General features: G+C 62.2%; 36 protein-coding genes. 33 read left to right on the forward strand and 3 right to left on the reverse strand.

The features are described from left to right. Nucleotide 1 precedes the first annotated feature (1 nt). Both HWY05_RS09130 and rlmD read left to right on the forward strand, forming a co-directional pair. Nucleotides 2-778, forward strand: coding sequence for a 3'-5' exonuclease (locus HWY05_RS09130; RefSeq protein WP_035550433.1), 777 nt, complete (start codon nucleotides 2-4; stop codon nucleotides 776-778). Between the two features lie 115 nt (nucleotides 779-893). Then, nucleotides 894-2312: a 23S rRNA (uracil(1939)-C(5))-methyltransferase RlmD gene (gene rlmD, locus HWY05_RS09135; protein ID WP_176058096.1), complete on the forward strand. Its 1419-nt coding sequence runs from the start codon at nucleotides 894-896 to the stop codon at nucleotides 2310-2312. Nucleotides 2313-2449: 137 nt separating this feature from the next. Here the strand turns inward: rlmD and HWY05_RS09140 are convergent, their stop codons facing one another. Beyond that, nucleotides 2450-3310, reverse strand: a complete 861-nt coding sequence (locus tag HWY05_RS09140; RefSeq protein WP_176058097.1) for an outer membrane protein assembly factor BamD — start codon at nucleotides 3308-3310, stop codon at nucleotides 2450-2452. A 38-nt stretch (nucleotides 3311-3348) separates the two neighbouring features. Between HWY05_RS09140 and HWY05_RS09145 the strand changes: the two genes are divergently transcribed. The 14 genes from HWY05_RS09145 (at nucleotide 3349) to HWY05_RS09210 (ending at nucleotide 17287) form a co-directional block, all read left to right on the forward strand. Next, entirely contained in the window at nucleotides 3349-4686 is a 1338-nt protein-coding gene (locus tag HWY05_RS09145) for an RluA family pseudouridine synthase (RefSeq protein WP_035550426.1), read from the forward strand. Next, complete coding sequence (gene pgeF, locus HWY05_RS09150) at nucleotides 4683-5540, forward strand: peptidoglycan editing factor PgeF (RefSeq protein ID WP_176058098.1); 858 nt, start codon at nucleotides 4683-4685, stop codon at nucleotides 5538-5540. The genes HWY05_RS09145 and pgeF overlap by 4 nt, the downstream gene beginning before the upstream one ends. A 623-nt stretch (nucleotides 5541-6163) precedes the next feature. Then, a complete protein-coding gene (gene phaC, locus HWY05_RS09155; protein WP_176058439.1) occupies nucleotides 6164-8011 on the forward strand; it encodes a class I poly(R)-hydroxyalkanoic acid synthase in 1848 nt (615 codons plus the stop codon). Between the two features lie 159 nt (nucleotides 8012-8170). Then, nucleotides 8171-9352, forward strand: a complete 1182-nt coding sequence (locus HWY05_RS09160; protein WP_035550418.1) for an acetyl-CoA C-acetyltransferase — start codon at nucleotides 8171-8173, stop codon at nucleotides 9350-9352. 222 nt (nucleotides 9353-9574) lie between these two features. Next, nucleotides 9575-10315 carry a 3-ketoacyl-ACP reductase gene (locus HWY05_RS09165; protein WP_035550415.1) on the forward strand — a complete coding sequence of 247 codons (741 nt, stop codon included), beginning with the start codon at nucleotides 9575-9577 and terminating at the stop codon, nucleotides 10313-10315. Nucleotides 10316-10448: 133 nt separating this feature from the next. Beyond that, a complete protein-coding gene (phaR, locus tag HWY05_RS09170; RefSeq protein WP_035550412.1) occupies nucleotides 10449-11069 on the forward strand; it encodes a polyhydroxyalkanoate synthesis repressor PhaR in 621 nt (206 codons plus the stop codon). Nucleotides 11070-11274: 205 nt separating this feature from the next. Then, complete coding sequence (locus tag HWY05_RS09175; RefSeq protein WP_176058099.1) at nucleotides 11275-12297, forward strand: tRNA-dihydrouridine synthase; 1023 nt, start codon at nucleotides 11275-11277, stop codon at nucleotides 12295-12297. A gap of 964 nt (nucleotides 12298-13261) precedes the next feature. Continuing rightward, nucleotides 13262-13498 carry a hypothetical protein gene (locus HWY05_RS09180; protein ID WP_176058100.1) on the forward strand — a complete coding sequence of 79 codons (237 nt, stop codon included), beginning with the start codon at nucleotides 13262-13264 and terminating at the stop codon, nucleotides 13496-13498. Continuing rightward, the gene (locus HWY05_RS09185) at nucleotides 13498-14226 is read left to right on the forward strand and encodes a hypothetical protein (protein ID WP_176058101.1); all 729 of its coding nucleotides are present in this window, start codon (nucleotides 13498-13500) and stop codon (nucleotides 14224-14226) included. Before HWY05_RS09180 ends, HWY05_RS09185 begins: the two co-directional genes overlap by 1 nt. A gap of 14 nt (nucleotides 14227-14240) precedes the next feature. Next, nucleotides 14241-14681, forward strand: a complete 441-nt coding sequence (locus HWY05_RS09190; RefSeq protein ID WP_176058102.1) for a hypothetical protein — start codon at nucleotides 14241-14243, stop codon at nucleotides 14679-14681. A gap of 269 nt (nucleotides 14682-14950) precedes the next feature. After that, nucleotides 14951-15319: a hypothetical protein gene (locus HWY05_RS09195; protein ID WP_176058103.1), complete on the forward strand. Its 369-nt coding sequence runs from the start codon at nucleotides 14951-14953 to the stop codon at nucleotides 15317-15319. Between the two features lie 139 nt (nucleotides 15320-15458). After that, nucleotides 15459-16448 carry a phage regulatory protein/antirepressor Ant gene (locus tag HWY05_RS09200; protein ID WP_244146587.1) on the forward strand — a complete coding sequence of 330 codons (990 nt, stop codon included), beginning with the start codon at nucleotides 15459-15461 and terminating at the stop codon, nucleotides 16446-16448. Between the two features lie 70 nt (nucleotides 16449-16518). Further along, a complete protein-coding gene (locus HWY05_RS09205; protein ID WP_176058105.1) occupies nucleotides 16519-16746 on the forward strand; it encodes a hypothetical protein in 228 nt (75 codons plus the stop codon). Beyond that, complete coding sequence (locus HWY05_RS09210; protein ID WP_208459084.1) at nucleotides 16733-17287, forward strand: hypothetical protein; 555 nt, start codon at nucleotides 16733-16735, stop codon at nucleotides 17285-17287. Before HWY05_RS09205 ends, HWY05_RS09210 begins: the two co-directional genes overlap by 14 nt. Before the next feature lie 59 nt (nucleotides 17288-17346). Here the strand turns inward: HWY05_RS09210 and HWY05_RS09215 are convergent, their stop codons facing one another. Continuing rightward, complete coding sequence (locus HWY05_RS09215; protein WP_176058107.1) at nucleotides 17347-17580, reverse strand: hypothetical protein; 234 nt, start codon at nucleotides 17578-17580, stop codon at nucleotides 17347-17349. 150 nt (nucleotides 17581-17730) lie between these two features. Between HWY05_RS09215 and HWY05_RS09220 the strand changes: the two genes are divergently transcribed. From HWY05_RS09220 to HWY05_RS09285, 14 genes are all read left to right on the forward strand, one after another. After that, on the forward strand, nucleotides 17731-17988 hold the full coding sequence (locus HWY05_RS09220) for a hypothetical protein (RefSeq protein ID WP_176058108.1): 258 nt from the start codon (nucleotides 17731-17733) through the stop codon (nucleotides 17986-17988). Between the two features lie 72 nt (nucleotides 17989-18060). Continuing rightward, nucleotides 18061-18207 (forward strand): hypothetical protein, encoded by a 147-nt coding sequence (locus tag HWY05_RS09225; protein WP_176058109.1) that lies wholly within the window; start codon nucleotides 18061-18063, stop codon nucleotides 18205-18207. A 67-nt stretch (nucleotides 18208-18274) separates the two neighbouring features. Next, complete coding sequence (locus tag HWY05_RS09230) at nucleotides 18275-18439, forward strand: hypothetical protein (protein ID WP_176058110.1); 165 nt, start codon at nucleotides 18275-18277, stop codon at nucleotides 18437-18439. Between the two features lie 64 nt (nucleotides 18440-18503). Then, nucleotides 18504-18881: a hypothetical protein gene (locus HWY05_RS09235; RefSeq protein ID WP_176058111.1), complete on the forward strand. Its 378-nt coding sequence runs from the start codon at nucleotides 18504-18506 to the stop codon at nucleotides 18879-18881. Nucleotides 18882-18921: 40 nt separating this feature from the next. Further along, nucleotides 18922-19527 (forward strand): hypothetical protein, encoded by a 606-nt coding sequence (locus HWY05_RS09240; protein WP_176058112.1) that lies wholly within the window; start codon nucleotides 18922-18924, stop codon nucleotides 19525-19527. Nucleotides 19528-19627: 100 nt separating this feature from the next. After that, nucleotides 19628-19774, forward strand: coding sequence for a hypothetical protein (locus HWY05_RS09245; RefSeq protein ID WP_176058113.1), 147 nt, complete (start codon nucleotides 19628-19630; stop codon nucleotides 19772-19774). A 14-nt stretch (nucleotides 19775-19788) separates the two neighbouring features. Next, the gene (locus tag HWY05_RS09250) at nucleotides 19789-20319 is read left to right on the forward strand and encodes a hypothetical protein (protein WP_176058114.1); all 531 of its coding nucleotides are present in this window, start codon (nucleotides 19789-19791) and stop codon (nucleotides 20317-20319) included. Nucleotides 20320-20354: 35 nt separating this feature from the next. Further along, nucleotides 20355-20867: a surface-adhesin E family protein gene (locus HWY05_RS09255; RefSeq protein WP_176058115.1), complete on the forward strand. Its 513-nt coding sequence runs from the start codon at nucleotides 20355-20357 to the stop codon at nucleotides 20865-20867. Next, the gene (locus tag HWY05_RS09260; RefSeq protein WP_176058116.1) at nucleotides 20864-21814 is read left to right on the forward strand and encodes a hypothetical protein; all 951 of its coding nucleotides are present in this window, start codon (nucleotides 20864-20866) and stop codon (nucleotides 21812-21814) included. Before HWY05_RS09255 ends, HWY05_RS09260 begins: the two co-directional genes overlap by 4 nt. A gap of 95 nt (nucleotides 21815-21909) precedes the next feature. Beyond that, a complete protein-coding gene (locus tag HWY05_RS09265) occupies nucleotides 21910-22218 on the forward strand; it encodes a hypothetical protein (RefSeq protein ID WP_176058117.1) in 309 nt (102 codons plus the stop codon). A gap of 64 nt (nucleotides 22219-22282) precedes the next feature. After that, nucleotides 22283-22453 carry a hypothetical protein gene (locus HWY05_RS09270; RefSeq protein ID WP_176058118.1) on the forward strand — a complete coding sequence of 57 codons (171 nt, stop codon included), beginning with the start codon at nucleotides 22283-22285 and terminating at the stop codon, nucleotides 22451-22453. Between the two features lie 17 nt (nucleotides 22454-22470). Then, a complete protein-coding gene (locus HWY05_RS09275) occupies nucleotides 22471-22713 on the forward strand; it encodes a hypothetical protein (RefSeq protein ID WP_176058119.1) in 243 nt (80 codons plus the stop codon). Then, nucleotides 22704-22940, forward strand: a complete 237-nt coding sequence (locus tag HWY05_RS09280; protein ID WP_176058120.1) for a hypothetical protein — start codon at nucleotides 22704-22706, stop codon at nucleotides 22938-22940. Before HWY05_RS09275 ends, HWY05_RS09280 begins: the two co-directional genes overlap by 10 nt. Next, entirely contained in the window at nucleotides 22937-23272 is a 336-nt protein-coding gene (locus tag HWY05_RS09285; protein ID WP_176058121.1) for a hypothetical protein, read from the forward strand. The genes HWY05_RS09280 and HWY05_RS09285 overlap by 4 nt, the downstream gene beginning before the upstream one ends. 333 nt (nucleotides 23273-23605) lie before the next feature. Here HWY05_RS09285 and HWY05_RS09290 read toward each other — a convergent pair whose 3' ends face one another. Further along, nucleotides 23606-24454, reverse strand: coding sequence for a hypothetical protein (locus HWY05_RS09290; protein WP_176058122.1), 849 nt, complete (start codon nucleotides 24452-24454; stop codon nucleotides 23606-23608). Nucleotides 24455-24762: 308 nt separating this feature from the next. Here HWY05_RS09290 and HWY05_RS09295 point away from each other — a divergent pair, with 308 nt between their 5' ends. Genes HWY05_RS09295 through HWY05_RS09305 form a run of 3 tightly spaced genes read left to right on the forward strand, consistent with a single transcriptional unit; the run spans nucleotide 24763 to nucleotide 26104 of the window. Then, nucleotides 24763-25518: a helix-turn-helix domain-containing protein gene (locus HWY05_RS09295; protein ID WP_176058123.1), complete on the forward strand. Its 756-nt coding sequence runs from the start codon at nucleotides 24763-24765 to the stop codon at nucleotides 25516-25518. Further along, nucleotides 25519-25845 carry a hypothetical protein gene (locus tag HWY05_RS09300; RefSeq protein ID WP_176058124.1) on the forward strand — a complete coding sequence of 109 codons (327 nt, stop codon included), beginning with the start codon at nucleotides 25519-25521 and terminating at the stop codon, nucleotides 25843-25845. Nucleotides 25846-25852: 7 nt separating this feature from the next. Then, complete coding sequence (locus tag HWY05_RS09305) at nucleotides 25853-26104, forward strand: hypothetical protein (RefSeq protein ID WP_176058125.1); 252 nt, start codon at nucleotides 25853-25855, stop codon at nucleotides 26102-26104. Nucleotides 26105-26118: the final 14 nt, after the last annotated feature.

Raw genomic sequence — 26118 nt, forward strand, 5'->3', positions numbered from 1 at the left:
GATGACACCGATTCTTGTATTCGACATCGAGACGATTCCCGATGTCGCCGGCATTCGCCGCCTCGACAATTTGCCCGCCACACTGAGCGACGCCGAAGTCGCCGAGCACGCGTTCGCCGCGCGCCGCGAAAAGACCGGCGGCGATTTCCTGCCGCATCACCTGCAACGGGTCGCGGCGATTTCCTGCGTATTCCGCGACAACAACGGCTTCCGCGTGCGCTCGCTCGGCACGCTGCAAGACGGTGAAGCCGCGCTGGTGCAATCGTTCTATCGCGTGATCGAGAAGTACACGCCGCAGCTCGTGTCGTGGAACGGCGGCGGCTTCGATCTGCCGGTGCTGAACTACCGGGCGTTGGTCAACGGCATCCCCGCTCCCCGCTTCTGGGACCTCGGCGAGGACGACCGCGAGTTCAAGTGGAACAACTACATCAGCCGCTACCACGCGCGTCACACGGATCTGATGGACGTGCTCGCCATGTACCAGGCGCGCGCCAACGCGCCGCTCGACGCGCTCGCCAAGATGTGCGGCTTCCCCGGCAAGATGGGCATGGACGGCAGCCAGGTGTGGCACGCGTACCAGGAAGGGCGGATCGAAGAAATCCGCAATTACTGCGAAACCGACGTCGTGAATACTTACCTGTTGTATTGCCGGTTCCAGCTGATTCGCGGCGCGTTTTCCGCCGAAGAATATGCCGACGAAATCAATCTGGTGAAAAATGCGCTCGCGCAGGAGGCGGCGCCGCAATGGGCCGAGTATCTGGCGGCGTTCGATCAGTAGCAGGCCGATAGCCCGCTAGCCCGCTCGCCGTTGCCGCTTCGTTTGCCGAATCGCGGGCAACGCGGGCGCTTCGTCTACAATCTCGCCTTCCCCCAAGTTTGTCAGGAAGTCGCAGGTGTCCCGAACTGCCCCCCATCGTCGCTCGCCGAAGCGACAGAAGTCGTCCCGGCCGGCGCCCGCACTCGTCGTCACCGGCAACGAGCCGGTCATTGAAATCGTTTCGCTCGATATGGAAGCGCGCGGCGTCGGCCGCGTCGAGACCGAAGACGGCACGCCCGGCAAGGTGATTTTTGTCGAAGGCGCGTTGCCCGGCGAGCGCGTCAGCTATTCGACGCATCGCAGCAAGGCGAAATTCGAACAGGCCGAGGTCGTGCAGGTATTGCGTGAAAGCGTGATCCGCACCCAGCCGAAATGCAGCTACTTCGATACCTGCGGCGGCTGTTCGATGCAGCATCTCGACATCCGCGCGCAGGTCGCCGTCAAGCAACGCGTGCTCGAGGACAATCTGCAGCATCTGGCCAAGCTGCGTCCGGAAACCGTATTCCGGCCGATTCACGGCCCGGCTTGGGGTTATCGCTATCGCGCCCGTCTGGCGGTGCGTTTTCTGCCCGAAAAGGGCGGCATGCGGATCGGCTTCCACGAGAAGAAGAGCAGCGATATCGCCGACATGAAGACCTGCGAGGTGCTGCCGCCGCATATATCGGCGATGCTGATGCCGCTGCGCTTCATGATCCGCAAGCTGTCGATCTACGAGCGTCTGCCGCAGATCGAGCTGGCGGTGGGTTCGTCGATCACCGCCATGGTGCTGCGCATCCTGGCGCCGATTACGGAGGCCGATGAACAGGTGCTGCGCGATTTCGCCGACCAGCACAAGGTGCAGTGGTGGCTGCAGCCGGGCGGCCCGGAAACGGCCGCGCCGTTCTATCCGCTTGACCAGCAGCTCGACTACACGCTGCCGGAATACGGCATCCGTATGCCGTTCAAGCCGACCGATTTCACCCAGGTGAATCACGCGATCAACCGCGTGCTGATCAGCCGCGCGTTGAGGCTGCTGGCGCCGGCGCGGTCCGACCGGGTGCTGGATCTGTTCTGCGGGATCGGCAATTTCACGCTGCCGCTCGCGCGGATCACGCGGGAAGTGGTGGGAATCGAAGGCAGTGAGGCGCTGACCTCGCGCGCGCTCGAGAATGCCGGGCTGAACGGTGTGGCGGGACATACGTCGTTTGCGTGCCGCAACCTGTTCGAAGTCACCGCCGACGACTTCCGCGCGCTCGGTCACTTCGACAAATTCCTGATCGATCCGCCGCGCGAAGGCGCGCTGGCCGTCGCCCGCGCGCTCGTGGAGATTGCGCAAAGCGGCAATGGTCCGCTGCCGAAGCGCATCGTCTATGTGTCCTGCGCGCCCGCTACGCTCGCGCGCGATGCCGGGTTGCTGGTGCACGATGCCGGCTACCGGTTGGTGGGCGCGGGCGTGGTGAACATGTTCCCGCATACGTCGCATGTGGAGTCGATTGCGTTGTTCGAGCGGGATTGAGTGCGGCGGCTGCCGGGTCGTAAGGCCTGCAAGCCGTACAAGCCGAGCTAGCCGCACAAACAAAAACGCCACGACCTTGGGTCGTGGCGTTTTTTCTTTCCAGGCTGACGCTGAATTTCAGCGTGCCGTGGTGCGGCTTAGAATTGCCACCACGACTTTTCCTTACCCGGCCGTGCATGACCCGTGATGTACGGGCTGTCCGGGAAGGTGCCGGCCAGCACGCGCTTGGTGTCGTCGGCCAGTTGCGGCTGGTTCAGCTTCTCGTACGACAGCATCATGATGTGTAGTGCGTCTTCAATAGCCGGTGCGTTCTTGTATTGCGTCAGCGCCAGTTGCGCGCGATTGATCGCGGCGACATACGCGCCACGGCGGTAGTAGTAATCCGCCGCGTGGACTTCGTGCGACGCCAGTGCGTTCACGATATAGCGCATGCGTTGCGCGGCGTCCGGTGCGTACTTGCTGTTCGGATACTTGTCGACCACGATCTTGAACGCGTCATACGACTCGCGCAGCGACTTCGGATCGCGCTCGCTCATGTCCTGACCGGAGAAGCGGCCGAACAGACCGAGGTCGTCGTTGAAGTGGATCATGCCCTTCAGGTAGTACGCGTAGGCGATATCCGGGTGATCCGGGTGCAACTGGATGAAGCGGTCGATCGCCTGGTCGGCGGCGGCATTTTCGTTATCTTTCCAGTTGCAGTACGCCACGTTGATCTGCGCCTGCTGCGCGAAGTGGCCGAACGGGTCGCGCCCCTCGAGCATTTCGAAGTACTTCGCGCACTTGCCGAAATCACCACCGGTCAAGGCGTCGTTCGCCTCCGTATATAATTTGTTGTTGTTCCACGTTGCCGTTTCGTCGGTCTTCTCCGGCAGGCCGTGACAAGCCGCAACAACGGCGACGGCTGCGGCACACGCAATGTATCCGGCCACTTTACGGGCCGCCTTCTTGATGGCCGCCAAATTGATCGCCGCTTTAGTGATGGTGTTCAAGGCTCGCATTTTCCAGTCTAGCTTTACGTCCAGGTGACCCAGACTCAATGACCCGCTCAAATACTCCAGGTACCGCAACCGGTGCCGGGAATAGCAACAAAGATTATAGCGTAAGCGCTGACCCCTCCGACGCGTTGGGCGTCGATTCCCTCGACGACGATCTCGGCAGCGACGCGCTAGACGCCGTCGACCCGCAAAGCCTTGCGCCGACGGTGGCTAACCGCGTCACGGACGAGACCCCGCGCTACATCGTCGTGCCCGACGAGATGGCCGGCGACCGGCTCGATAAGGTGCTGGCGAGGGTATTCCCCGAGTTCTCGCGTAACCGCCTGCAGAGCTGGATCGAGGCGGAGCGCGTGCGGATCGACGGCAAGCCCGCCAAGATCCGCCAGCCGGTGCCGCTCGGCGCGACCATCGAACTCGTGCCGGATCTGCTGCCCGAACAGCTCGCGTTCACGCCGGAGCCGGTGCCGCTCGAGATCGTCTATGAAGACGATACGCTGGTGGTCATCAACAAGCCGGCCGGCATGGTCGTGCATCCGGCTGCCGGCAACTGGAGCGGCACGCTCCTGAACGGCCTGCTGTACCGCTACGGCGACGCGGCGGCGGGCTTGCCGCGCGCGGGTATCGTGCACCGGCTCGACAAGGAAACTTCCGGGCTGATGGTGGTGGCGCGCACGCTCGAAGCGCAGACCGATCTGGTGCGCCAGTTGCAGGCGCATACGGTTAAGCGCCGGTATCTCGCGCTGGTGTGGGGCAACATGCCCGAAAGCGGCACGATCGACGCGCCGATCGGCCGCGATCCGCGTGAACGCACGCGCATGGCGGTGGTGACGGGCGCGACGGGCAAACCGGCGCGCACGCATTTCCGGCGCGTCGAAACGGCGATCTGGGAGCGCCAGCCGGTGACCGCGATTACCTGCGATCTGGAAACCGGTCGCACCCATCAGATTCGCGTGCATTGCGCGCATATCGGGCATCCGCTGCTGGGCGATCCGGTGTATGGGCACGCGCGCGGCAAGCGCTCGGTCAAGCCGCTGCCCGGCGGCTTCGCGCGTCAGGCGCTGCATGCCTGGCGGCTGGGGCTGACGCATCCGAAAACCGGCCGCACGATGAACTGGCGCGCCAATGTGCCGGAGGACATGGAGGCATTGTCGGTGGCCTTGGGTCTCGGGCGAGACGACGCGGGCGAGTTCGACGAGACGTATTACGAGGACGACGACTACGACGCGTCGCTCGACGGCGATGCCGACGAAGACGGCGCGCTCGACCACGACGACGCGGACGACGATCACGATCACGACGGCGAAAACGATCACGACGGCGACCACGGCGACGACGATCAGGACGAAGCCGGCCCCCACGACAAGGACGATCGCACATGAGTGTGCCGGAACTGAGCTTTGCCGATCTCGTTCAGCCCGCGTGGAACGTCTCGCCGCGCGTGCGCGCGCTGGTCACCACGCGCAACGGCGGCGTGAGTCTGCCGCCGTTCGGCCGCTGGCAGGACGGTGCGGAGCAGCCCGGCGGCCTGAATCTGGGCATGAAAGCCGGCGACGATCCGGCCGCGGTCGCGATCAACCGCGCGCGGCTGCTGGCACTCGCGGGCGTGAGCGAGGCCGCGTGGCTCGAGCAGATTCACGGCGCGGGGATCGTGCGCGCGGAAGACGTGCTGGCGCAGCGTCACGCGAGCGATACGCCGACGCGCGCCGATGCCAGCATCACCGATCGTCCCGGCACCGTCTGCGTGGTGATGGTGGCCGACTGCATGCCGGTGCTGTTCTGCGACGAAGCGGGTCGCGCGGTCGGCGCAGCGCACGCGGGGTGGCGTGGCCTGGCGGCGGGCATCGTCGAACAGACGGCGCAGCGCGTCGCCGAACTCGCGGGTGTCGAGACGGGCGCATTGCACGCTTATCTCGGACCGTCGATCGGGCCCGATGCATTCGAGGTCGGTGCAGACGTGCGTGACGCCTTCATGAACGGCGTGGACGGCGCACAACGCGAGGCGACGGCGAATGCGTTCGTCGGGCATCCGCACAATCCGGGTAAATATCTCGCCGATCTGCCGGCGCTGGCGCGTTTGCGTTTGCAACGGCTCGGTGTGACGCGCGTGGTCGGCGGCGATCTTTGCACGGTCACGCAACGCGATCGTTTCTATTCCTATCGCCGCGATCGCGAGACCGGCCGCATGGCCGCGCTGATCTGGCTGGACGATCAGGTAAAGGCGATCGCCGACTAGTTCAGCTACAAAAAAACGCTACCCACGCCCGCATGACCACGCCTTGTTTCACCGGCGCGATCATGCGGGCGTGCTGCGTTTGGGGATCCCCTGGAAGCCTGCCGGAAAGCCCGCGGCCCATTCCTGCGGACCCGCGTATGAGGGTTTGTTCGGAGGCGCGGCACGCTATTTTGCTGCACTGCCGGAATTCTCTGAGCTAGCGCAAAACTGCCGCAAAAAAGCGCCACACGCGAACGGATAAACACACATAAGCCCATGCTCTATGGGAGCTTTTTTCGCCTGTTCGCACTTCCGTTCACTCATGTCGCAAAAGCGCGATCTTCTACACAGGGAAAACGATAATTAAAAAACTATCGCACTGCGGCAAAATCAGGAACAAGCATTGACATGCCTTGCGATGGGGAGCAAGAATGTTCCTCACGGCTCCTCGTGCAGGACAGGGCGTGACGAGGTCGCGAGCAATCGCCCACTTGCGCACGAACCTGCCTCTCAACCCGTCCGCAAGGACTTACCGGTCAAAAGCAGGCATGGCAGCATCACATTCCTCAGCTTCCCCCAGCACGGACTCCTCGAAGGAGCAGACGCAGCAGGCCGGTACGAGCGGTGCAACGCCAGCCGCAGGCATGCAGCAATTACTCGACCTGTGGATGAATGCGTGGCGTTCGGTCGGAACGACACCGGGCGGCAACGGCTTGCCGTTCGCCATGCCGCAGATGCCCACTGTCCCGAACATGCCGCAAATGGGCGTCCCGCCCGTGGCGGGATTCGGTTTGCCGCCCATACCGTCGTTCCCGGGCATGCCCGACTTCAGCAAGCTGGCCGCGGGCGGCATGCCGTCGCTGCCGTCCTTCGCCGGCTTGAATATTCCGAGCGCCGCGATTCCTTCGGAGCGGATGCAAAAACTGCAGGCCGATTATTCGCGTGAAGCGCTGGAGTTGATCCAGCAAGCCACCTCGTCGGCTGTCAAGGTCCCCGAACTCAAGGATCGCCGCTTCAGTTCCGAAGCCTGGAGCGCGGCGCCGGCCTATGCGTTTACCGCCGCCTGGTATCTGTTGAACGCGCGCTATCTGCAGGAAATGGTCGACGCGCTCGACACCGATCCGAAGGTGCGCGAGCGGGTCCGTTTCGCGGTCCAGCAGTGGACCGCGGCGGCCTCGCCGAGCAACTTCTTCGCGTTGAATCCGGAAGCCCAAAAGACCTTGCTGGACAGCAAGGGCGAGAGCCTGCGCCAGGGCGTGATGAACCTGCTCGGCGACTTGCAGCGCGGCAAGATTTCGCAGACCGACGAATCGCGTTTCGTGGTCGGCGAGAACCTCGCGAACACCGAAGGCTCGGTCGTGTTCGAAAACGAGCTGATGCAGGTGATCCAGTACAAGCCGCGCACGGCTACCGTGCGCGAGCGGCCTTTGCTGATCGTGCCGCCTTGCATCAACAAGTTCTACATTCTCGATCTGCAGCCGGAGAATTCGCTGGTCGCGCACGGGCTCGATTCGGGGCACCAGGTGTTCCTGATTTCGTGGCGCAATGCGGATCAGTCGATCGCGCATAAAACGTGGGACGACTACATCGGCGACGGCGTGCTGCGCGCTATCGAAACGGTCAGCAAGATCAGCGGCCGTGAGCAGATCAACACGCTCGGCTTCTGCGTGGGCGGCACGATGCTCGCCACCGCGCTGTCAGTGGCCGCGGCGCGCGGCGAACATCCGGCGGCGTCCATGACCCTGCTCACCGCGATGCTCGACTTCACCGACACCGGCGTGCTCGACGTGTTCGTCGACGAGCAGCATGTGCAGATGCGCGAGCAGACCATCGGCGGCAAGAGCGGCTCGGCGCCGGGACTCATGCGCGGTATCGAATTCGCCAACACGTTCTCGTTTTTGCGACCGAACGATCTGGTGTGGAACTACGTCGTCGACAACTACCTCAAAGGTCGCACGCCGGTGCCGTTCGATCTGCTGTACTGGAACAGCGACTCGACCAGCCTGCCGGGCCCGATGTACGTCTGGTATCTGCGTAATACCTACCTCGAGAATCGTCTGCGCGAGCCGGGTGCGTTGACCACCTGCGGCGAGCCGGTCGATCTGTCGAAGATCGACGTGCCGACCTTCATCTACGGTTCACGCGAAGACCATATCGTGCCGTGGCAAACGGCGTATGCGTCGGTGCCGCTGCTTAGCGGGCCGTTGAAGTTCGTGCTCGGCGCGTCGGGTCACATCGCGGGCGTGATCAATCCGCCGGCCAAGAAGAAGCGCAATTTCTGGATGCTGGAAGGCGATGCGAAGACGCTGCCGGAAAGCGCCGACGCATGGTTCGACGCGGCGACCGAAGTGCCTGGCAGCTGGTGGCCCGAATGGTCCACGTGGCTCGACCAGTACGGCGGCAAAAAGGTTAAACCGCGCGCGGCGGCCGGTTCGGCGGACTATCCGGTCATCGAGCCGGCGCCGGGACGTTACGTGCGGCAACGGGAGTAGGTTTGACCGCGCGTCACAGCGCGGTGTCGCGTGCCGTTGCAGAGGTTGCAACGCGCGCGACTGAACGAGTCAGAGCGCAAGTGCTGCGAGATTGAGCAACGAGATTTTTAACTTGACGGGCTGCGGCGCAGTTGGCTGGCTTGCCCGGAGGATATAGAAATGACTGATGTTGTGATCGTATCGGCCGCCCGTACGGCAGTGGGCAAATTCGGTGGGTCGTTGGCGAAGGTCGCCGCGCCCGAGCTTGGCGCCACGGTGATTCGTGCCGTACTCGAACGGGCCGGTCTGAAGCCCGAGCAGGTGAGCGAAGTGATTCTGGGTCAGGTGCTGACCGCGGCTTCCGGCCAGAATCCGGCGCGTCAGTCGCTGATCAAGGCGGGCTTGCCCAATGCCGTGCCGGGCATGACGATCAACGTGGTGTGCGGCTCGGGCCTGAAGGCCGTGATGCTGGCAGCCAACGCGATTATCGCGGGCGACGCCGACATCGTGATTGCCGGCGGCCAGGAAAACATGAGCGCCGCGCCGCACGTACTGCCGGGCTCGCGCGACGGTTTCCGCATGGGTGACGCGAAGCTGGTCGATTCGATGATCGTCGACGGCCTGTGGGACGTCTACAACCAGTACCACATGGGCGTGACGGCGGAAAACGTCGCCAGGGAATACGGCATTACGCGCGAGCAGCAGGACGCGTTTGCAGCGGCGTCGCAGAACAAGGCGGAGGCCGCGCAGAAGGCCGGCCGTTTCGACGACGAAATCGTGCCGGTCGAGATTCCGCAACGCAAGGGCGAGCCGCTGCGTTTCGCGACCGACGAATTCGTGCGCCACGGCGTGACGGCTGAATCGCTGTCGGGTCTGAAGCCGGCGTTCTCGAAGGAAGGATCGGTGACGGCCGCCAACGCGTCGGGTCTGAACGACGGCGCCGCCGCGGTGCTGGTGATGTCGGCGAAGAAGGCCGAAGCGCTCGGCCTCAAGCCGCTCGCGCGCATCAAGGCATACGCCACCTCGGGTCTGGATCCGAAGGTGATGGGCATGGGCCCGGTGCCGGCTTCGCGCCGCTGTCTCGAGCGCGCGGGCTGGACGCCGGCCGACCTCGACCTGATGGAAATCAACGAAGCGTTCGCCGCCCAGGCGTGCGCGGTGAATCAGCAGATGGGCTGGGACACGTCGAAGATCAACGTGAACGGCGGCGCGATTGCGATCGGTCATCCGATCGGTGCGTCCGGTTGCCGGATTCTCGTCACGCTGCTGCACGAAATGCAGAAGCGCGATGCGAAGAAGGGTCTGGCGTCGCTGTGTATCGGCGGCGGCATGGGCGTCGCGCTGGCGATCGAGCGCGATTAACCGGTTCGGGTTCGGGTTCAACAGGTAAGTGTGTCGTGCGGGACGGGCGTCCATGAGGCGCCGGTTTCGCGTCACGTAGGAATGCCGCGCGCCGCAGGGCAGCAGGGAGCGTGTGGCTGAAATGGCCTCGTCGGCCGGTCGCCCGGCGGCAGCGGAGATGAAGTATCAGGCGAGGGAAGAGGCGCCGGTCGGCGCCTCGAAAACGATAACGGAGTGTGGTTTATGACACAGCGAATTGCGTACGTAACGGGCGGGATGGGTGGCATCGGCACGAGCATTTGCCAGCGGCTGCACAAAGAAGGCTACAAGGTGGTCGCGGGCTGCGGCCCGAACTCGCCGCGCCGTGTGAAGTGGCTCGAAGAGCAGAAGGCGCTGGGCTACGATTTCATCGCGTCCGAAGGCAACGTCGGCGATTGGGAATCCACCAAGGTCGCGTTCGACAAGGTCAAGAGCGAAGTCGGCGAGATCGACATTCTGGTGAATAACGCCGGTATCACGCGCGACGTCGTGTTCCGCAAGATGACGCACGAAGACTGGACGGCGGTGATCGACACCAACCTGACCAGCCTGTTCAACGTCACCAAGCAGGTGATCGACGGCATGGTCGAGCGCGGCTTTGGGCGGATCGTCAACATCTCGTCGGTGAACGGTCAGAAGGGCCAGTTCGGCCAGACCAATTACTCGACCGCGAAGGCCGGCATTCACGGCTTCACGATGTCGCTGGCGCAGGAAGTGGCCACCAAGGGCGTGACGGTCAACACCGTGTCGCCGGGCTACATCGGCACCGATATGGTCAAGTCGATCCGGCCGGACGTGCTGGAGAAAATCGTCGCAACGATTCCGGTGCGTCGTCTCGGCCAACCGGACGAAATCGGTTCGATCGTCGCGTGGCTCGCGTCGGAAGAATCGGGTTTCTCGACGGGCGCTGACTTCTCGCTGAATGGTGGTTTGCATATGGGCTGAGTCACCGGCGCGCCGCTCACAAGGCAGCGCGCCATGGCTCAGATGGTTCCGGCGGCGTCTCGCTGCGCAATGGCCCGATTGCGCAGCCGGTATGACGCCGTTTCCGCGCTCAACTCGCGCTCAAAGGCGTTAAATGACTACTACTACAAAGAAAACAGCCGAACGACTGATCAAGAAATATCCGAATCGTCGGCTCTACGATACCGAGACAAGCACGTACATCACGCTGACTGACGTGAAGCAACTCGTGCTGGATCAGGAGGATTTCAAGGTCATCGATGCAAAGAGCAACGAGGATCTGACGCGCGCCATTCTGTTGCAGATCATTCTCGACGAGGAAAGCGGCGGCTTGCCGATGTTCTCGTCGTCGATGTTGTCGCAGATCATCCGCTTCTACGGTCATGCGATGCAGGGCATGATGGGCACGTATCTCGAGAAGAACATCCAGGCCTTCATCGACATTCAGGCGAAGCTCGCCGACCAGTCGAAAAATCTGTACGAAGGCAAGGCGATGAATCCCGAAGTCTGGTCGCAATTCATGAACATGCAGGCGCCGATGATGCAGGGCATGATGACCAGCTACATCGAGCAGTCGAAGAACATGTTCGTGCAGATGCAGGAGCAGATGCAGACCCAGGCGAAGTCGATGTTCGCCACGTTCCCGTTTACGCCAGGTGGTCCGGTCAATGCCGGCACGGCGCCGGGTAATCCGCAGGCCAATCCGCAAGGCAATCCGGAGCCGGAGAAGAAGTAAGCGCTCAGGGGCGGGCGGTCTGGCCGCGGGCGCATGGCGTCGCGCGGTACAATCGCGGCCTGCGTGTGTGGGGCATTTTCTTCGGAGAGGGCGCTCTGGCCGCCCATTCCATCCCCACTCCGACGGTCAATCTCATGTTTCGTGGATGTCCCACTCCCACCTGTTTCCGGCAACAGCGCTGCGTTGACGCGGCGCTCGCTTCGCCGTGAGCCGGTTGTTTCTCGCCCCGATGGAAGGGGTCGCCGATTACGTGCTGCGCGACGTGCTGACCAGCACGGGCGGCTTCGACGGGTGCGTGTCCGAATTCGTCCGCGTGACGGGCTCGCTGCTGCCCGATCGCGTCTACGAACGGGAAGCGCCTGAAATCCTGCACGGTGGCCGTACTCGCAGCGGCACGCCGACGGTGATCCAGTTGCTCGGTAGCGATCCTGAATGGATGGCCGCCAACGCGGAGCGTGCGGCTCGGCTATCACCGCATGGGGTCGATCTGAACTTCGGCTGTCCCGCGAAGATCGTCAATCAGCACGGCGGCGGGGCGATGCTGCTGGGCGACCCTGAACAACTGCACCGGATTGTTTCGGCCGTGCGCGCGGCGGTGCCGGCGAGCCTGCCTGTGACCGCGAAAATGCGCCTCGGCGTGGCCGATACATCGCTCGCAATTGACTGCGCGGTGGCGCTGGCGGAAGCGGGCGCGGCGTCGCTCGTCGTGCATGCCCGAACCCGCGACGACGGTTACCGGCCGCCGGCCCACTGGGAGTGGATCGCCGCGATCGACGCCGCCGTCGACGTGCCGGTCATTGCGAACGGCGAAGTATGGACGGTGGCGGACTGGGAGCGATGCCGGGCGGTCAGCGGCTGTGAGGACGTGATGATCGGACGTGGCGCGGTGTCGGATCCGTTTCTGGCGCTGCGCATACGCGGCCTGATGGCGCGAAATCCCTCCGATGAGGAATGGCCGATCGTGTTGGGTTATATCGCCGGGTATCTGCGTAAATTGCAGGCTCGTGCCACGCATCTTCACGAGCACGGGCGCGTCAAGATGTGGCTGAGCTACCTGAAGCGCACCTGGTCGCAAGCCGTTGAGCTGCATGCGTCGATCCGAAGGTTGCAGGATTCGCGGGAGATTCTTGAGGTGATCGAAGCGTCGTTGGCGCCCAAGGGTTTTGCGCCGGATCCTACGACAATCGGAGTGTTGCCAGGCGAGCGTCGGTTGCTTACGATCCTATAACGATCAGGCCCTGCCTGATCGACCGTCGAACGGGGCAACTCGGCGACAAATACGGTCCTGGACCGCCAGGCAGCCGCTTAAGCGGCTGTTTTCATTTGCAGCGGCCAACCAGAGCATGGTCCGCTTGCAGCGCACATGGCGCTCACGCGGCGCGCGAACAGCCGCCCGCCAGCACGGTACAATAGCAGGTTGCGTGTGCGGGCGTTCGCCCGGGGCTGTGTCGTCGCCTCGCAGGCCGTATTGCATCGTCTTGCACCGTCCCCATTGTCGTTACCGTCACCGCTATACGCCGGACCCACCCTATGTCGCAGACCACTTCCCCCGCCGCGCCGACCGCTTCAGCTCCGAAGGTCGGATTCGTTAGCCTCGGCTGCCCGAAAGATAGTTGAAGTAAACCTCTAATGGCCCCGGCCAGTCTGCTGTAACTCGTTGATTTAAAAGCAAAGCTCAAGTTTGAGCCTTCGCGCCTCATGACGACGGCGCAACGCCGGGCGACGCCCGCGCCCCACGAATCCATCCGACCGACCCGAAGGCCGTCCGAATGAACCGGCGCGCTTAATCTTCCTCGAACGCATACAACTGTTAAGTCATAAGGGCATGCGCGATATTCGCGGTTGTCGAATAAGACGGATTCTGCGCCGCAGAAACAATCGTTCATCTACAAGGGATTCAGGGTGGATTCTGCGCAAGGGGCAGAGCGCAAAGCCTTACGGGGCGGGGCGGGGCGGCAAATTCTGTGCTGGACGTAGAAGGGGGTGGGCGGCATACTCGCGTCCACCAAATGAAAAAGCCACCCGGCAAGGTGGCTTTCTCGGAACCTTCGATTGCGCCGAAGGGGGAAGCAAAATCGTCTGTGCTCGTAGGGAGTCGGACGGAAGGAATGTTAGCCGCTTGCCGTATTCGTTGCAAGCAGAATTAGCGTCTTCATGCTTACCCAATCGGCGCTTCCAACCCAGGAAGTGCTATGCCTACCCTGCAACATCCCGTAGTTCTCTCGGCGGCCGATCATGCCCGCCAATCCGCATCGTTCCGCACCTATGTAACCGGCGTCCCGGGCGTGAAGTTCTGCCAGAAGGCCGGTGCGTTCAAGGCGTCCTGCGTCGGCGCAAACGGCAAGCCGGTGAAGCTGGGCTCGTTCGACTCGCTTGACGATGCCGTGACGGCAATCAGCCGCGCATACGAAGCCGTGGAGGGTGCGTAATGTCTATCATCCGCGCCCCGCGTCCGCAGGAAAAGTTCTACATCCTCGACAAGAAAATCTCCGAAGACAAGCGCCTCTCATGGGCTGCGCGCGGTCTGCTGATTTTCCTGCTCGGCAAGCCCGATCACTGGAAGGTGAGCATCCAGAACCTCATCAACGAGACCGCCGAGTCTGGTGCGCCGCTCGGTCGCGATGGCGTTCGCAAGATCATCAACGACCTGAAGGCAGCAGGCTATATCACGCGCATCCAGTCGAAGACGGAAGGCGGCGAGTTCGGCGAAGTCGAATATCAGGTGAGCGAATCACCGCTGACGGAATATCCGTCGCCGGTTGAACCGTCGCCGGTCAATCCCCCACAAGTAAGTACTGATTCTAAAAAAGGACTGAGCAAAGCAGTAAGGAATGACATTGGGCAAGTTCCTGCGGAACCTGCTCGCCGCGACATTTCCGGCAAGCCGGTGAAGGCAAAGCGCAAAACCCCGGCGAAAAGCATGGATCACGGTGAAGCCATCGCCATCCTGAAAGACAAAGGCGTCGAAGAACAGGTTGCCCGCGATTGGATTCAGACCCGTGAGTGGAATCGCGGCATCGTCGTGCCCTCTGTCATTGAGCGCCACGAAGCAGAGGCGCAGCAGGCCGGTATCACGCTTGACGACGCATTGCGCTTCATGTGCAACACCAGCGTCTTCGACTTCACGGCGGAAATGTACGCCGAGTACGCGGAATAACCGGAGCCAGGATCATGACGACCATCAACCCGTTGAGCAGCCCGCTCGAAACCATGCGCGCCATCGCCCGCAAGCGCGACCCGGCTCGCACGCTGACCGCCCCGAATGCGAAGGCGCAGCGCGACGCGGACAAGGCTGCATTGCAGGCCGCAGTGAAGATCGCGAAGGCGGCGCACGACGCCGCGGTGAATGCGCTCGATGACTTTGAGCGCGATCCGCGCAACCATGTGTATGACACGCTCGAAGACGCAGAGGCGACGCTGCATGAGGCTCTGCGCGACATCGCGAGCGCTGACTGCGAAGGCTCGCACAACTGCGGCGCGTCAGAATACCGCCAAGGATTTTTCGTCGGCCGCGCTGAGTACGTCGCTATCGCGTCCGTTGAGTACAACCGCCACGACAAGACCTTCTACTACGTCGAAGAGTTCGATATGCGCATCGAGCCGGTCGCGTAGACCCATCGCAAGCCGCTCGCATACCATCGCCGCTACGCTGGCATCGGCGAATGGCCGCGAGCCGCTCTAAAGCCCTCTAAATCAATCTGCCTCATTCGCAGAGCGAAGCATCGAAGCCCGGTGAAACCGGGCTTTTTTGCGCCTCTGTTACAAAAAAGATCGCCATATTCAACAAGGATTTTCTTAAATAGTCGCGATTCCTGCCTTGTGTGGGCTTTGTCGCGTCATTAGAGTTCGGCCATCAACACCGCAACAAGGCGCATACCAAAATGAAAATTTCGTTCTTCATCGAACCCGGCAAGACGCTCCCCGCCGCCCTGCGCCCGTACGGCAGCATGAGGCATCGCCACGCAGTCGTCGGAATGACGCTGCTGCAAAACCCGGATGGCTCGTTTGAGATCGTCGCCGCGTCGCGCAATGCGATTGACGACGAACAGGTGACGCGCATGAAAGAGTCCATCGCCGGGATTGACGCAGCGGCCGAGCGCGAGGCAGCGAAGGCGGCGCAAAAGGAAGGCGAGAAAGCCGCGAAGCGTGCCGCCGCGCTGGCTCAAAAGCTGGGCATCCAGAAGGCAAAGGTCGATGCAAAGCAGGCGCGCATTGACGCGAAGAAGGCGCTGAAGAAGGCGCAGCAGTAAGGCAGAAGTGGGAAGGCCGGAAGGTGTTGGCGCACCGACCGGCCTATGTGAAACCTGGCGAACCGCATATGCCAGTCTGAGGACTCCTAAGAAGGAGCCGAATGATGGCGCGGGACGCAGAATTTGGCAAGTGAAAAAAATGGTATCGAATCAAATTGCAGAAGTCCGCGCCGGTCATGGCTACCTGGATGTCGCGACGAAGGTGGTCACGTCCGAACTGTGCCGCGTGAGCGAGCATGGCGAGATCGTCACCGATTCGCTGGTTATCGCTGAAGAGTTCGGCCGCGCCCACAAAAACGTGCTGGCGTCGCTTGACGGGCTGATCGAGCGCGGTCGCTTAGGTGGGCTTGATTTTAAGCTCACCTCGTACACCGACAACTCGAACCGCCAGAAGCGCATGATCGAACTGAGCGAGCGCGGCGCGATGATTGCAATGCCGTTCATTGGCGGCACGAAGTCTGAAGAGGGTCAAGTTCGCCTGGTGAGCGCGTTCATTTCGATGCGCGAGCGCGTTCATGCACTCGAACACGCGAAGGCCGCCGCCGTGAAGCTGCCGAACGCCAAAGAACTCGCGATGCTGGTTATTGCCGAGTCCGACCGCGCCGACGCAGCCGAGCAGCGCGCCGAAGACGAGCAGCGCCGCGCCATCCGCGCAGAGGCCCGCGCCGATCTTCTGTCTGGCAAGGTAGACGAGCTTTTGCCCGCGGCGCATGCGCTCGATGACCTTGTGGCGACGCCGGGCAGTGAGTGCGGTACGGATGCCGCAAAGACGCTGGGCGTGTCGCCGAAATGGCTGTTCCTTTACATGCAGTCGATTGAGTGGATTTATAAGCGCGGCGTGCGCTCTGGCGGCCAGGCTGCGTCGATCCCGTGGACGATGACGGATGAAGCGTGGAAGGCTGGCTACGTTGAGCGCAATGTCGGTCACCGCGAGGCACGCAAGCCGAACGGCTCAGTCGTGTTCCTGCCGACGAACACGGTCTACGTGACGCGCGAGGGGCTGAAGGAACTCGCGAAGCGCATCGCCGTGCTGCGCGCCGACGGCAAGGAACTTCCGACGACGCTCGAACTGATCCAGTCGCACCTTTCCCGCGTTGACGCGCAGAAGAAGGCGAAGCGCGGCAAGTAATCGACGGGCTCCCCAGCCACGGCAACCGCTCGAACCACGGCGCAATTCCAAACCACGCATAGGAGCCATCATGGCCGCAACGAAGAAGACCCACGCACGCATCGCAAACCACGCCGCAGCCGCTCACGCCGATCCGGTCGCGAGTGCCCGCGCGCATATGGACGCATCCGCCGAGGATGTCCGCAGCGCGCACCGCGCCCTGGTTCTGGCGCAGCGCGCCCACGCCGACGCGAAAACGGCATGGCTGCGTGAGATCGAAGACCGCGACACCGCCGAGCGCGACCATGCAGCAGCCTAATTCCGCCCCGCGCAGCGTCGTATCGCGTCTGTACTGCCTGCGCCGCTACAGCCTGCGCCTGAGTCGCGATCTTCACGAAGCAAGCCGCTGGCTGCGCGGCGCTCGCGAGTGGCGTCATAAGACCGGCGCGAATATCGCGATGGTCGAACAGCAAGAGGCGCACTGGACCCGCGTTATGGGTAACATCGGCCGCGCGTTCATCGAGGCTGGCGCAGAGCTTGTGCGCCTGAGCGAAGAGATCGACGCGACGATGACAGTGCAGCAGCGCGTGGACCTGATCGGCGCTGGCCGCTATCGCGCCGGGTTCGCGCCGAGCACGACGTTTTCCGGCCTGGTCGCCAACGGCTTCGAGCTTCCGACGTGCCGCAAGGGCAAGCCGCGCGCCGACGGGCCGCTTTTTCTCCTGCTGGTGGCGTTCCACTCGGCAGCGATCCGTGAGCGCGCCGCTCGCGAGAACGAAGTCGCCACTGAGGCACTGGTAGCGCAGCGCGTAGAGGCCAATCTAGGCTTCGTACACGAGCCGCCGACCATGTTGCAGTGATTCGGTCGCGCCAATGAAAAAGGCCCGGGGTTACCGGGCCTTGTCGTTTCTGCTGCTGGTTACTTCCTGCGCTTCTTCGTATCGCGCGGATCGGGGGCGTCTTCGATTTGCTGGCGAATCCAAGTGGATGCGCTGCCCTTCGGGTCTGCCGCCTTTCCGAGCGCCGTCGCTTTTTCCCATGCCTCATCCGACAAGCGAACCTTGCGGATCGGTGTTTCGCCGCCGTCCGGGTTGAACGCCTTCCGGCCACTTCCGGCCCGAGCGCCGCCGTGCGTGTTCCTTTCTTCTTCCATGCTGCCCCCGCCTAAATGTTGATGCCCAATTATAGCTCGAAAGTGTGGACACAACATTTTCAAGAAAACACTTGAAAGTGTGGCTACATATGTTCTATGATTCGATCCATAGCAGGGCCACACAACCAACCGACTCCCCGGAGATACACCATGAAGCTGAAGAACCCGCTGCGCACCATGACGGCCGCCGAACAGGATCAAAAGCGCCTGGAGCGCTCAAAGCTGGAACTGGCCGAACTCGAATGCTCGCTCGAAGCGACGCTTGCCCACCGCGACATGCTGCGCGCCCGCATTGCCCGCCTCGAAGCCAATGGTGCAGAGCCGATCCATCGCGGCATCCCGGCCCGCCCGGCGCTGCGTGGCGTGGCAAACGAACTCGAAGGCGTTCGCCGCATCCTCGCCTCCTAACCATCAACCATCCCGAGGAAACTCCTAATTCATCAATTTTCAGTAGTGCGATGTTTTAAAAGGAGTTTTGCCATGTTGCATCAAGATAAGACTGATGTTTTTGCCTGCATCCGCGAGCTTGCAGAACTTTTCGAGCCGGTGATTGCCGAGGTCCGCGCGAATACCGCATGGATGCGCGAGTTTAACGAGGCGCTGCAAGGAAAGCGCCCCTGCCCGTAAGTCGAATCTAAGAATCGTGTTTTACCGTGGCCCGGTCGGTTACCGGGCGACTCACCTTAGATAGATCATGGAAAAATCAAACACCGACCGGGCACACCCCGACGACAAAGACGTGAGCGACGCGCTTCGCGAGCAGGCTGTTATCTATGGCCGCCAAAAGCTGCCTCCTGGCATCCCCGAAAGCGCTCTCAAATTAGACGAGCCGCCACGCAAAATCGACGGCTACAAATAACCAACAAACCAACGCCGCGCGGGATGGCTCGCGCGGAAATATTTAGGATACCTGGAGATCAATCATGGCATGGCTCTGTTTCAACGATTCGTTTCTGTCCGTCGTCGCATCCGACAAAGACCCGAAGGTGCTTAACGTGCGCGCTCGCCGCGTCGGCGACATCGAAGCCGTGTTCGGCAAGACGTATCCCGTCGTCACGCTGCCCGCCAGAGACTACGCATTCCGCGCCTTTATTCCGCGTGACGTTGTAGCGAACGTGGTGGCCGCCAAGCTGGCCGCGACGGACTACACGAATTTTAAGGATTCTGTCGCCGATCACCACTTGCACGAAGCCTATGCGCGCACCTGGTCAACCATGGCTGCATTGCAAGAGTGCCCGCCGTACTCAACGAAGCCGCGCCCGGGTTTCCGCGCGCATCCGCTGCGCCTGCCGAAAGCCTAACCCGTCGCTCCCCGCCGACCCACACAACACAGAGAAAATCATGCCGAGATACCTACGCCTTTCCCGTCGCGAGTCGCGCCAAGACGACAAGCCGCGCGCCAAGACCCTCGCCGAACTTCCCCGCGTGCTGGCCGCCGCGCCCGCGCAGCACGCTCTTTTCGAGCCAACGCAGACCGGCGAAGCGTCGCTCGCCGCAATCGCCGAGATTCTGGACGCGCCCAGCGAGCGCCATATGCCCTTCAGTGGCGTCGATACGCTTCTGATAAGGGCGCAGCCTTCCAAGGCTCAAGCAACCCGCCTGAGCGCCGCCCTGATCCGTGCATGCGCCGCGTTCGACCGCTGCCGCGTCGTGTCCCGCGATGCGCGCACAAAGCAGGTTTGTGAAAGCTGGTCGGCGCGCTGCTTCTCCGCGCTGCGCTGCGCGGAAAAGATGCTTGAGGATGGCGAACGCAAGATTGCGCGCTATGACGCCGTGGATACGCTTTTGACGGCTCTGTTTGCGGCCGACTCGGTGCTTCAGTTGCTGATGGATGGCGCGGATTGCGGATCGCTCGGCGACGCAGCAGCCGACGGCCACATTGCCGTCATCAAGGCACTGAGCGCAGAGGCCGCGCCGGTTGTTGATCGCGCAGAGGTCGCGGCATGATCGCCAGTCTCATGAATCGTAAGACGGCCATAGGTTTCGCGCAGGGCTTGATCTTGTCGCTGGGCGTCGCGTTGCTGGTGGCGCTTGTCGTGCTCTCACCATGAGCGAGCAGGAATTCTGGAATGGCCTGATTTTCGGTTCGTGCATCGGCGGGTTGATTGGTGGCCTGTCGGTGGTGGTGGCGCAGCTTCTCAGACGGGTTCTGCGCCGCTCGCCGCGCGATGAAGTGGACTGGTTCGATCTATAAACAAGGGGTTCGTCGTGGACGTTTTCGCAAGCATCATGGGCATTTCGAGCAGTCAGGCGTGGTCGCTGGTCGGCGCGCTCATTCTGGCCGCGCTGTTCGGCGGCTTCCTGCTTCGCTTCTGGAAAGTCGCGTTGGTCGGGGTCGTCGCAGTTCTGGTGATCGGCTTTGCTCGCGAGCACGTCCAAACGAATCTGACGATGCCGCAAGCGGACGCAACAGCGCAGCCGCAATATCGCGATGTCGTACCGCAGGTGATCCCGTACAGCGGGCCGCCTTCCGATGCCGAGCAGGACGCAATCGACGCAGCCAGCGCGGCAAGCGCAACCGTCGCGCCGGAACCCGAGCTACCGGCCGACGAGCGCGCGTATCTGGACAAATGCGCCGCCGATGGCGAGAACTCTCGCGAGGAATGCGTCCAGTTGTTCTCGGAAAAGCGCTACGTGGAAGAGGGCGCGAGCGAGCCGCAGGAAGCGTCCGATGCGCAACCCGATCAACCGGCGAACCTGAACGACACAGAGCGCGCCACCACGACTGATTCGCAGTAACCAATTTATAAAAAGACCTTAATTTTAGACTCAATATGAAAAAGATAATCACTGCCTCAGTGGCATCATTCGCCGCTGGCGCTGCGTTCGTTGGCGCGATCAACTTGACTCGCCCGGTGCAGAATGCGCAGGCCGCCAATGCGGTTGCGGCCTCAACGCCAGCGGTTGCAGCAAAGCACGCTGAAGCCGAATCTGACGCAACGTGGAGCCTGATTAAAAAGACGCCTAGCGGTGTAACGCTGTACGTCACAAAGCCGGTTGCCGCCGATTTTGGCGTTACCGTTTGGTTGAAAATGACCCGCGATGACAATGCGCCGATAGACGGAAAGCCTGTATCGAAGGTGGTTAGTAGCGCGATCATTGGTTGCAGCACTGGTCAGATTCGCATGGGCGAAATTCTTACATACGATCCGAGTGGCGCAATTTCTTCCGACGTGAAACTTCTCGGCAACGATTCAAGGTGGGTAGACGTTCAGCCGGGCTCGATTGAGGAGAGTGTGATTCGCTTCGTCTGTCTGCCGAAAGACTCGCAAGGGGCCGCACAATGAAAAAGACCGTCATTCTCGCCACCATGATCGCGGCATCGCTCGCCGGTTGCGCTGCTACGTGCGTCCCCGTGACGACGCACGACGCGCAAACGGGCTATTCGCATACCGAGTGCGTGCCAGCAGCGCCGTCAGACGCGTATGCAGCAAACCCGACGTGGAGCGCCCCCGACACGCAGGAACCGGAACCGGACCACGCCAACCATGCGTATGACTTCCCTGTGGCGAGCATGCTGCCGTGGGCGCAAGACATTCCGACGTACGCGACAGGCGACGCAGTGCCGATCAAATGGATGGCTGGCCCGTTCGCGAGCCAGGCTGAAGCTGACGCTGCAAAAAAGGAGATTGCCGATCAGGCGGCGTTGAGTAAGGCTCAAGAGCACGAACGGGGAATGTCGGGGGCATTCGATTTTTGCGTTGGATACGAGCTTCCCGACAGGCTCGGAATTCCGACCCACATGGCGCATATGTGCCTTACGGCGGGGCCGTTCGCGAGTCAGGCAGATGCCGACGCTGCGCGCGAGAAGGTTCATGAGTATCTGACTGGCACGGGCGATGAGGCTGCAATTCAGAAGGGGGAGCGGGATGCCGCTGCGGCTGCAATAGCTCGCCAGGATCGCGAGGAGAACGCGACCTACAACGCGGTGAAGGTGTTCGCGTACGCCGAAGATAATGCCGGGACATCGCTGCTGACGCACTCACGCTGCCCGCTTCCCGGCTATCAGGGCATCGCCTTCATGCTTCGCACCGACCGCTACTATCGCGGGCGCTGGATGGGCTGCTGGAAGGCCAAGCCGGATACGCAATTCGGGACCGGCGACTTCATCGAATTCAATGCGTTGCTGGTTGACGGCAAAACGGGCTGGAAGTTCGCGCCGCAGTTCGGGCACTCCATGCGCGCCAGCGAGTTCGTGAAGGGTGATCCGCGTCGCGAACGCGCCTTCGAATAAATTTGTGCGTCCCGCGCAGATTTAGCTTGATTGTGTGGCCCTGTATCGTTATGATTCACTCATCGAAACACAGGACCCCTAACGGAACCAGCGCCATGCAAACAACCGTCCAAATCGCCGCCCGCGCACGCCGCACCGCAATTCACTTCGTTGCGAAGAAGGTGGGCTGCTCGCCTGAAAAGCTGCTCGAACGCGTTGCGCGGCCGGCCGCCAAATACGATCCGCTTCGCGCCGCGCTGTACCTGGCGTGCGCAGAGGCCGCCGACGCGATTGCTGCGAGCGAGCCCGTAGAGGCCGCGCATTGGGCCGCAGCCGAGAACGTGGACGGGTGGGTAACGTCGCGCATCGGTCGCCTCTACGGTCAGAAGCTGGTGAGCTATTGGGCTCCGACGGCGACGGCGTAATTCTCCCCTAAGCCCCGCCCGGTACGGTGGGGCACAAAACCCATATTCAACAAGCGAAATGAACATGACTAACGTGCAGGTCGAAATAGCGCTCGCTCTGTCCTTCGTGTTCGGAATGATCGCGGCGGTTGACATCATCAACTACCGCTACCCGATGACCAAGCGCGAGGGATTCATCGCCGCCGCCATCATCGTTGTGGCGGTCTGCTGCCCGTTCGCGCCGTTCGTATTCTGATCTCGTAGAGCCTGACCATGAAGAAACTGCTTTTACTCGCGGCCGTCGCCGCAACGATGCTGATGACCGGCTGCGCCGCATTGTGTTCGCACGCTGATGATCCTGATGCGTGCGTTGCGCGCTCACAAAATATCGCGATGGCGATTGGTGCGGGGATGGCCGGTGGTGCTGCCGCAGTGGAGGCGTCGCGCCCCGTGTACGTCGTGCAGCCGCGCCCGCTTATCTGCCGCAATTACGGAAATTACGTGCAATGCAATTGAGCATCCATTTTCTGATCGTGAAGTGCCTGCCGTGGCTTCTCTCGCTGATGTCCCTGTCGTGCGCGTGGCTGGCCGGTAACGGCTCGAAGCGCGCATGGCAGATCGGCATAGCAGCGCAGTCTCTGTGGGCCGTCTACGCGGTCTATACGCAAGCCTGGGGGCTTCTTCCGACGTTCGCGGCACTCGGATTCATCTACACACGCAATCTGCTGAAGGCAAAACCATGACGAAGCGCGCCTACCTGGTCGGCAATGAAGACCACGACGTAATTTCCGTTCACTTCGACGTTACCGCGAGCAGTGAGGATGCGGCCCGCGCTGCCGCAAAAGACCTTCTGGCCGCGATGAACGTGGACGATTGCGAAATCACCAAGGATGCGGACAACGTAAGCGACGATGGCGAGCCGCACTTCCTTCTGCAAGCCAAAGGCTGCGGCGTGGAGTCCGCTACGTTCTGCGGGCACGCGAAAGACGAGGCGCACATGCGCGAACAGGTGCGCGAATTCATTGCGTGGCTGGATACGTCGGAAATCGTACTCATTGACGTGATGGACCTGTGAAGTCTCTCAGGTGGCGCGTCACTCGCGCGCCGCTTTTCTCCCCGGCTGCCGGTGGTGGTCGGGGATTTTTTTCGTTGTGGAATATAGGTTTCTTGTGATGCGCGGTGCGCTCGGATCGTGACGCCATGATGATCCCACGCATACGCGCAGCAGATCGACGCGAGTATCGACTGCATTCTACGCAGTGGGAATGGCGACGGGAATGCAAAACTCCCCCGATCCCCATGCGTTCACACGCTCACGCGTGCCTGCTGGCGTAGAACGCCTGACCGACGCAATCGGTTGTTGAAAGAAAGCCCCGGCGCTGAATCTCCCTGCGTCGGGGCTTTTGCATTACGAGTTCTGCGCCTCGCGCTTCACGGCCTCACTGAGCGCTGCCTGCGCCAGCGGTTGCATATCGCTCGCGACCTTCGCCGCGATGTTCATGCCCGGCCGCGCCGGAATCTGCCAGCCAGCCGACTTGTCGCTCATCGTGCGGAACGTGAGATAGACCGAAGACTTCGCGCCCGGCGTGCTCGCGTCCATCTTGACCATGCCAGCGTACAGCTTGCGCTCCTTCGCCGACACGCCCGCCGCCTTCATGGCCGCGTTTGTGACCTTGCCGCCCCACTTGTATTGCATGCGCGGAACCACGCCCGCGCTGTGCGGCTGATTCGCCATCGGCGTCATGCCGCTGCCCGGCGACAGAAACGTGAGTTCGCCCGTCTGGCGCGCGCCGCTGTTGCTTGCGACGCTGCTCATTTCCATGTCCTTCGCGAGTTCGTACACGCTCGGCGGCATGGCCGGGCCGTGGGCGACCATATCTGGCGTTGACTTCAGCATCGGAATGACCAAAAAACGGTTTCCCTTCTGCGACACGCGTACTTTGCTCGAAGTCGCGAGCATCCGCTTGAGGTCTACCGGGGGACGCCCGGCTTCGATGGGCTGCGCGTTCGGATAGTCGGAATAGACCTCTGCGTGCAGATCGTTGAGCCAGCGGACCTTGATCGACGCGATATAGGCTTGCTTCTCGCCATTCCATAGCCGCGCCGTCGCGACGCGCTCTTTCCATAGCACTGCGGTTGCGTTCGCCGTCGCTGCTACGGCCTTGTGCAAGAGCGGCAAATTGCCCTTGTTCATGACCGCCCCGAGATTGGGGACGTTCGGAAGGGTGAAGGACAGACTGAAATTGAGACCGGCCATGATGTTGCGCTCCTGTTCTATGGGCTCATGGTGCCGTCACGCCCGCCGCCCACGCCAAGGTATTGCCGTGGTCGCCCGAAGGGCTCAAGCGCGATTCTGGCGAGCCGCTGACCGATGCGGGAATTTCCGCATCCCTCGCGCCACGCTTTGCCACATTCCCGCCGCCCATACCCGTCCATACCCGACGCATACCCCATACCCCGGACGTGATGCCACGATGGCATGAACGGGCGCGCTCACTGCCGCCGACCGGCGCACGGTGCCACTTCTGGCACTTCCGACCGCGAAACCCTATGTAAGTGATTGATATGGCTAAGAAAATCCTGACTCCTGACGAAATGGCCGAAGCGCGCCGCCTCTATGAGAAAGAGGGCTGGGGTTATGGCCGTATCGCCACGAAGTTTTCGGTCTCGAAGCCCACGGTGCAAGGCTGGGCGAAGAATTGGCAGCGTGATTACGGCGTCGCTCCTCTGCCTGCGGGGAAGAAAGCCGATGCTGGTGCTGGTGCCGCTGCTTCGCAGGCTAAAGTTACAGAAAACGCCGTGCCGAGCGAGACCCAGGGGGCCGCCACATACCCCGGTATGGTCGCCAGTGAGCCCGCTCGCGTCGTGGCCGATGTCTACGTTGCGCCCGCCGCGCCGGCGAACGACTACGCCGACGAAATCCGCATCCCCGACGGCCTGGACGAAGTGGATCGCGAGGAGTTCGTGAAGGCCGCCATCGTGGGCCGCCAGCGCGCGATCAATGGCCGCCACCTGAAGGAACTGAACGCGGCCCGCTCGAAGCTGTACGAGTCGCTGAAGAAGGCCGGGACGAAAGAGGGTGCCGGGACCGCGCTCGCGAGCCAGCGCAACGTGGCCGCGCTGATCGCGTTGCAAGCCGCGGAAATGGAAGCCGAGCTTCAGCGCGTCCGCTTGGAAGTTGCCGAGTTCGTAGGGAAGCCCCTGAAGCCGTCGCCGTGCCGCATCGTCGTCCACATGCAGGAAGGCGCTCAGATCGGCGGCGCAGAGGTCTACGGCCCGAACGCATTCGAAGTGATAGACCAACAAGGGAAGGTGATCTAAATGGCTAAGAAACCGTTGTTGAATAAGGCGAAATTCTCCACCGAACAGATCGAGCGCAACCTGAATGCGCTTGCTGCGCGGCATGGAATCACACTCCCTGCATTGCAGGAAGTCTCGAAGTCCACGACGACCATCCGCGTGATCCTGGCCGACGCCGACGCTGCCCGGCTGGCACGTGCGCACATGGGCGCGGATGCGCTGGTGACTCGCGACGATCCGGCGTATGCGCTGCCGCCGCTGCCGCTGCCGGTGGTTGCGAAGGGTCTGCGCTCAATGCAGGCCCATTCGCGCCGTGCCCGCGTGCCCCGCATCCGCACCAACGACTAGGACCGATATGACCGTGCTGAACTACAACCCGAGCAGCGACAACGCATGCGACCTGTTCGAGCGCTCAATCAGTGCGTTGATGCTCGAAATGTTGATCGACGGGTGCCCGCCGCATATCGTGGACAAGGCCGTCGATAGCCTGCGCAGGGACTTCGATAACACGCGCCTATACCTGCGTGACCTCGAACGCGGCGCGGCCCGTGTGAAGCGTTTTGGCTGCTTCAGGGTGGATCGCTTCCGGTGCGCGATGGCGGGGTAGTGTTGGCGGTGAAG

This window comes from Paraburkholderia sp. BCC1876 (assembly GCF_902833695.1).
Taxonomy (GTDB): domain Bacteria; phylum Pseudomonadota; class Gammaproteobacteria; order Burkholderiales; family Burkholderiaceae; genus Paraburkholderia.

Coding starts and splice junctions, on each gene's coding strand:
- HWY05_RS09130 (WP_035550433.1), top strand. CDS start 2: ATGACACCGATTCTTGTATTCGACATCGAGACGATTCCCGATGTCGCC.
- HWY05_RS09140 (WP_176058097.1), bottom strand. CDS start 3,310: ATGCGAGCCTTGAACACCATCACTAAAGCGGCGATCAATTTGGCGGCC.
- HWY05_RS09145 (WP_035550426.1), top strand. CDS start 3,349: ATGACCCGCTCAAATACTCCAGGTACCGCAACCGGTGCCGGGAATAGC.
- pgeF (WP_176058098.1), top strand. CDS start 4,683: ATGAGTGTGCCGGAACTGAGCTTTGCCGATCTCGTTCAGCCCGCGTGG.
- phaC (WP_176058439.1), top strand. CDS start 6,164: ATGCAGCAATTACTCGACCTGTGGATGAATGCGTGGCGTTCGGTCGGA.
- HWY05_RS09160 (WP_035550418.1), top strand. CDS start 8,171: ATGACTGATGTTGTGATCGTATCGGCCGCCCGTACGGCAGTGGGCAAA.
- HWY05_RS09165 (WP_035550415.1), top strand. CDS start 9,575: ATGACACAGCGAATTGCGTACGTAACGGGCGGGATGGGTGGCATCGGC.
- phaR (WP_035550412.1), top strand. CDS start 10,449: ATGACTACTACTACAAAGAAAACAGCCGAACGACTGATCAAGAAATAT.
- HWY05_RS09180 (WP_176058100.1), top strand. CDS start 13,262: ATGCCTACCCTGCAACATCCCGTAGTTCTCTCGGCGGCCGATCATGCC.
- HWY05_RS09185 (WP_176058101.1), top strand. CDS start 13,498: ATGTCTATCATCCGCGCCCCGCGTCCGCAGGAAAAGTTCTACATCCTC.
- HWY05_RS09190 (WP_176058102.1), top strand. CDS start 14,241: ATGACGACCATCAACCCGTTGAGCAGCCCGCTCGAAACCATGCGCGCC.
- HWY05_RS09195 (WP_176058103.1), top strand. CDS start 14,951: ATGAAAATTTCGTTCTTCATCGAACCCGGCAAGACGCTCCCCGCCGCC.
- HWY05_RS09200 (WP_244146587.1), top strand. CDS start 15,459: ATGGTATCGAATCAAATTGCAGAAGTCCGCGCCGGTCATGGCTACCTG.
- HWY05_RS09205 (WP_176058105.1), top strand. CDS start 16,519: ATGGCCGCAACGAAGAAGACCCACGCACGCATCGCAAACCACGCCGCA.
- HWY05_RS09210 (WP_208459084.1), top strand. CDS start 16,733: ATGCAGCAGCCTAATTCCGCCCCGCGCAGCGTCGTATCGCGTCTGTAC.
- HWY05_RS09215 (WP_176058107.1), bottom strand. CDS start 17,580: ATGGAAGAAGAAAGGAACACGCACGGCGGCGCTCGGGCCGGAAGTGGC.
- HWY05_RS09220 (WP_176058108.1), top strand. CDS start 17,731: ATGAAGCTGAAGAACCCGCTGCGCACCATGACGGCCGCCGAACAGGAT.
- HWY05_RS09225 (WP_176058109.1), top strand. CDS start 18,061: ATGTTGCATCAAGATAAGACTGATGTTTTTGCCTGCATCCGCGAGCTT.
- HWY05_RS09230 (WP_176058110.1), top strand. CDS start 18,275: ATGGAAAAATCAAACACCGACCGGGCACACCCCGACGACAAAGACGTG.
- HWY05_RS09235 (WP_176058111.1), top strand. CDS start 18,504: ATGGCATGGCTCTGTTTCAACGATTCGTTTCTGTCCGTCGTCGCATCC.
- HWY05_RS09240 (WP_176058112.1), top strand. CDS start 18,922: ATGCCGAGATACCTACGCCTTTCCCGTCGCGAGTCGCGCCAAGACGAC.
- HWY05_RS09245 (WP_176058113.1), top strand. CDS start 19,628: ATGAGCGAGCAGGAATTCTGGAATGGCCTGATTTTCGGTTCGTGCATC.
- HWY05_RS09255 (WP_176058115.1), top strand. CDS start 20,355: ATGAAAAAGATAATCACTGCCTCAGTGGCATCATTCGCCGCTGGCGCT.
- HWY05_RS09260 (WP_176058116.1), top strand. CDS start 20,864: ATGAAAAAGACCGTCATTCTCGCCACCATGATCGCGGCATCGCTCGCC.
- HWY05_RS09265 (WP_176058117.1), top strand. CDS start 21,910: ATGCAAACAACCGTCCAAATCGCCGCCCGCGCACGCCGCACCGCAATT.
- HWY05_RS09270 (WP_176058118.1), top strand. CDS start 22,283: ATGACTAACGTGCAGGTCGAAATAGCGCTCGCTCTGTCCTTCGTGTTC.
- HWY05_RS09275 (WP_176058119.1), top strand. CDS start 22,471: ATGAAGAAACTGCTTTTACTCGCGGCCGTCGCCGCAACGATGCTGATG.
- HWY05_RS09280 (WP_176058120.1), top strand. CDS start 22,704: ATGCAATTGAGCATCCATTTTCTGATCGTGAAGTGCCTGCCGTGGCTT.
- HWY05_RS09285 (WP_176058121.1), top strand. CDS start 22,937: ATGACGAAGCGCGCCTACCTGGTCGGCAATGAAGACCACGACGTAATT.
- HWY05_RS09290 (WP_176058122.1), bottom strand. CDS start 24,454: ATGGCCGGTCTCAATTTCAGTCTGTCCTTCACCCTTCCGAACGTCCCC.
- HWY05_RS09295 (WP_176058123.1), top strand. CDS start 24,763: ATGGCTAAGAAAATCCTGACTCCTGACGAAATGGCCGAAGCGCGCCGC.
- HWY05_RS09300 (WP_176058124.1), top strand. CDS start 25,519: ATGGCTAAGAAACCGTTGTTGAATAAGGCGAAATTCTCCACCGAACAG.
- HWY05_RS09305 (WP_176058125.1), top strand. CDS start 25,853: ATGACCGTGCTGAACTACAACCCGAGCAGCGACAACGCATGCGACCTG.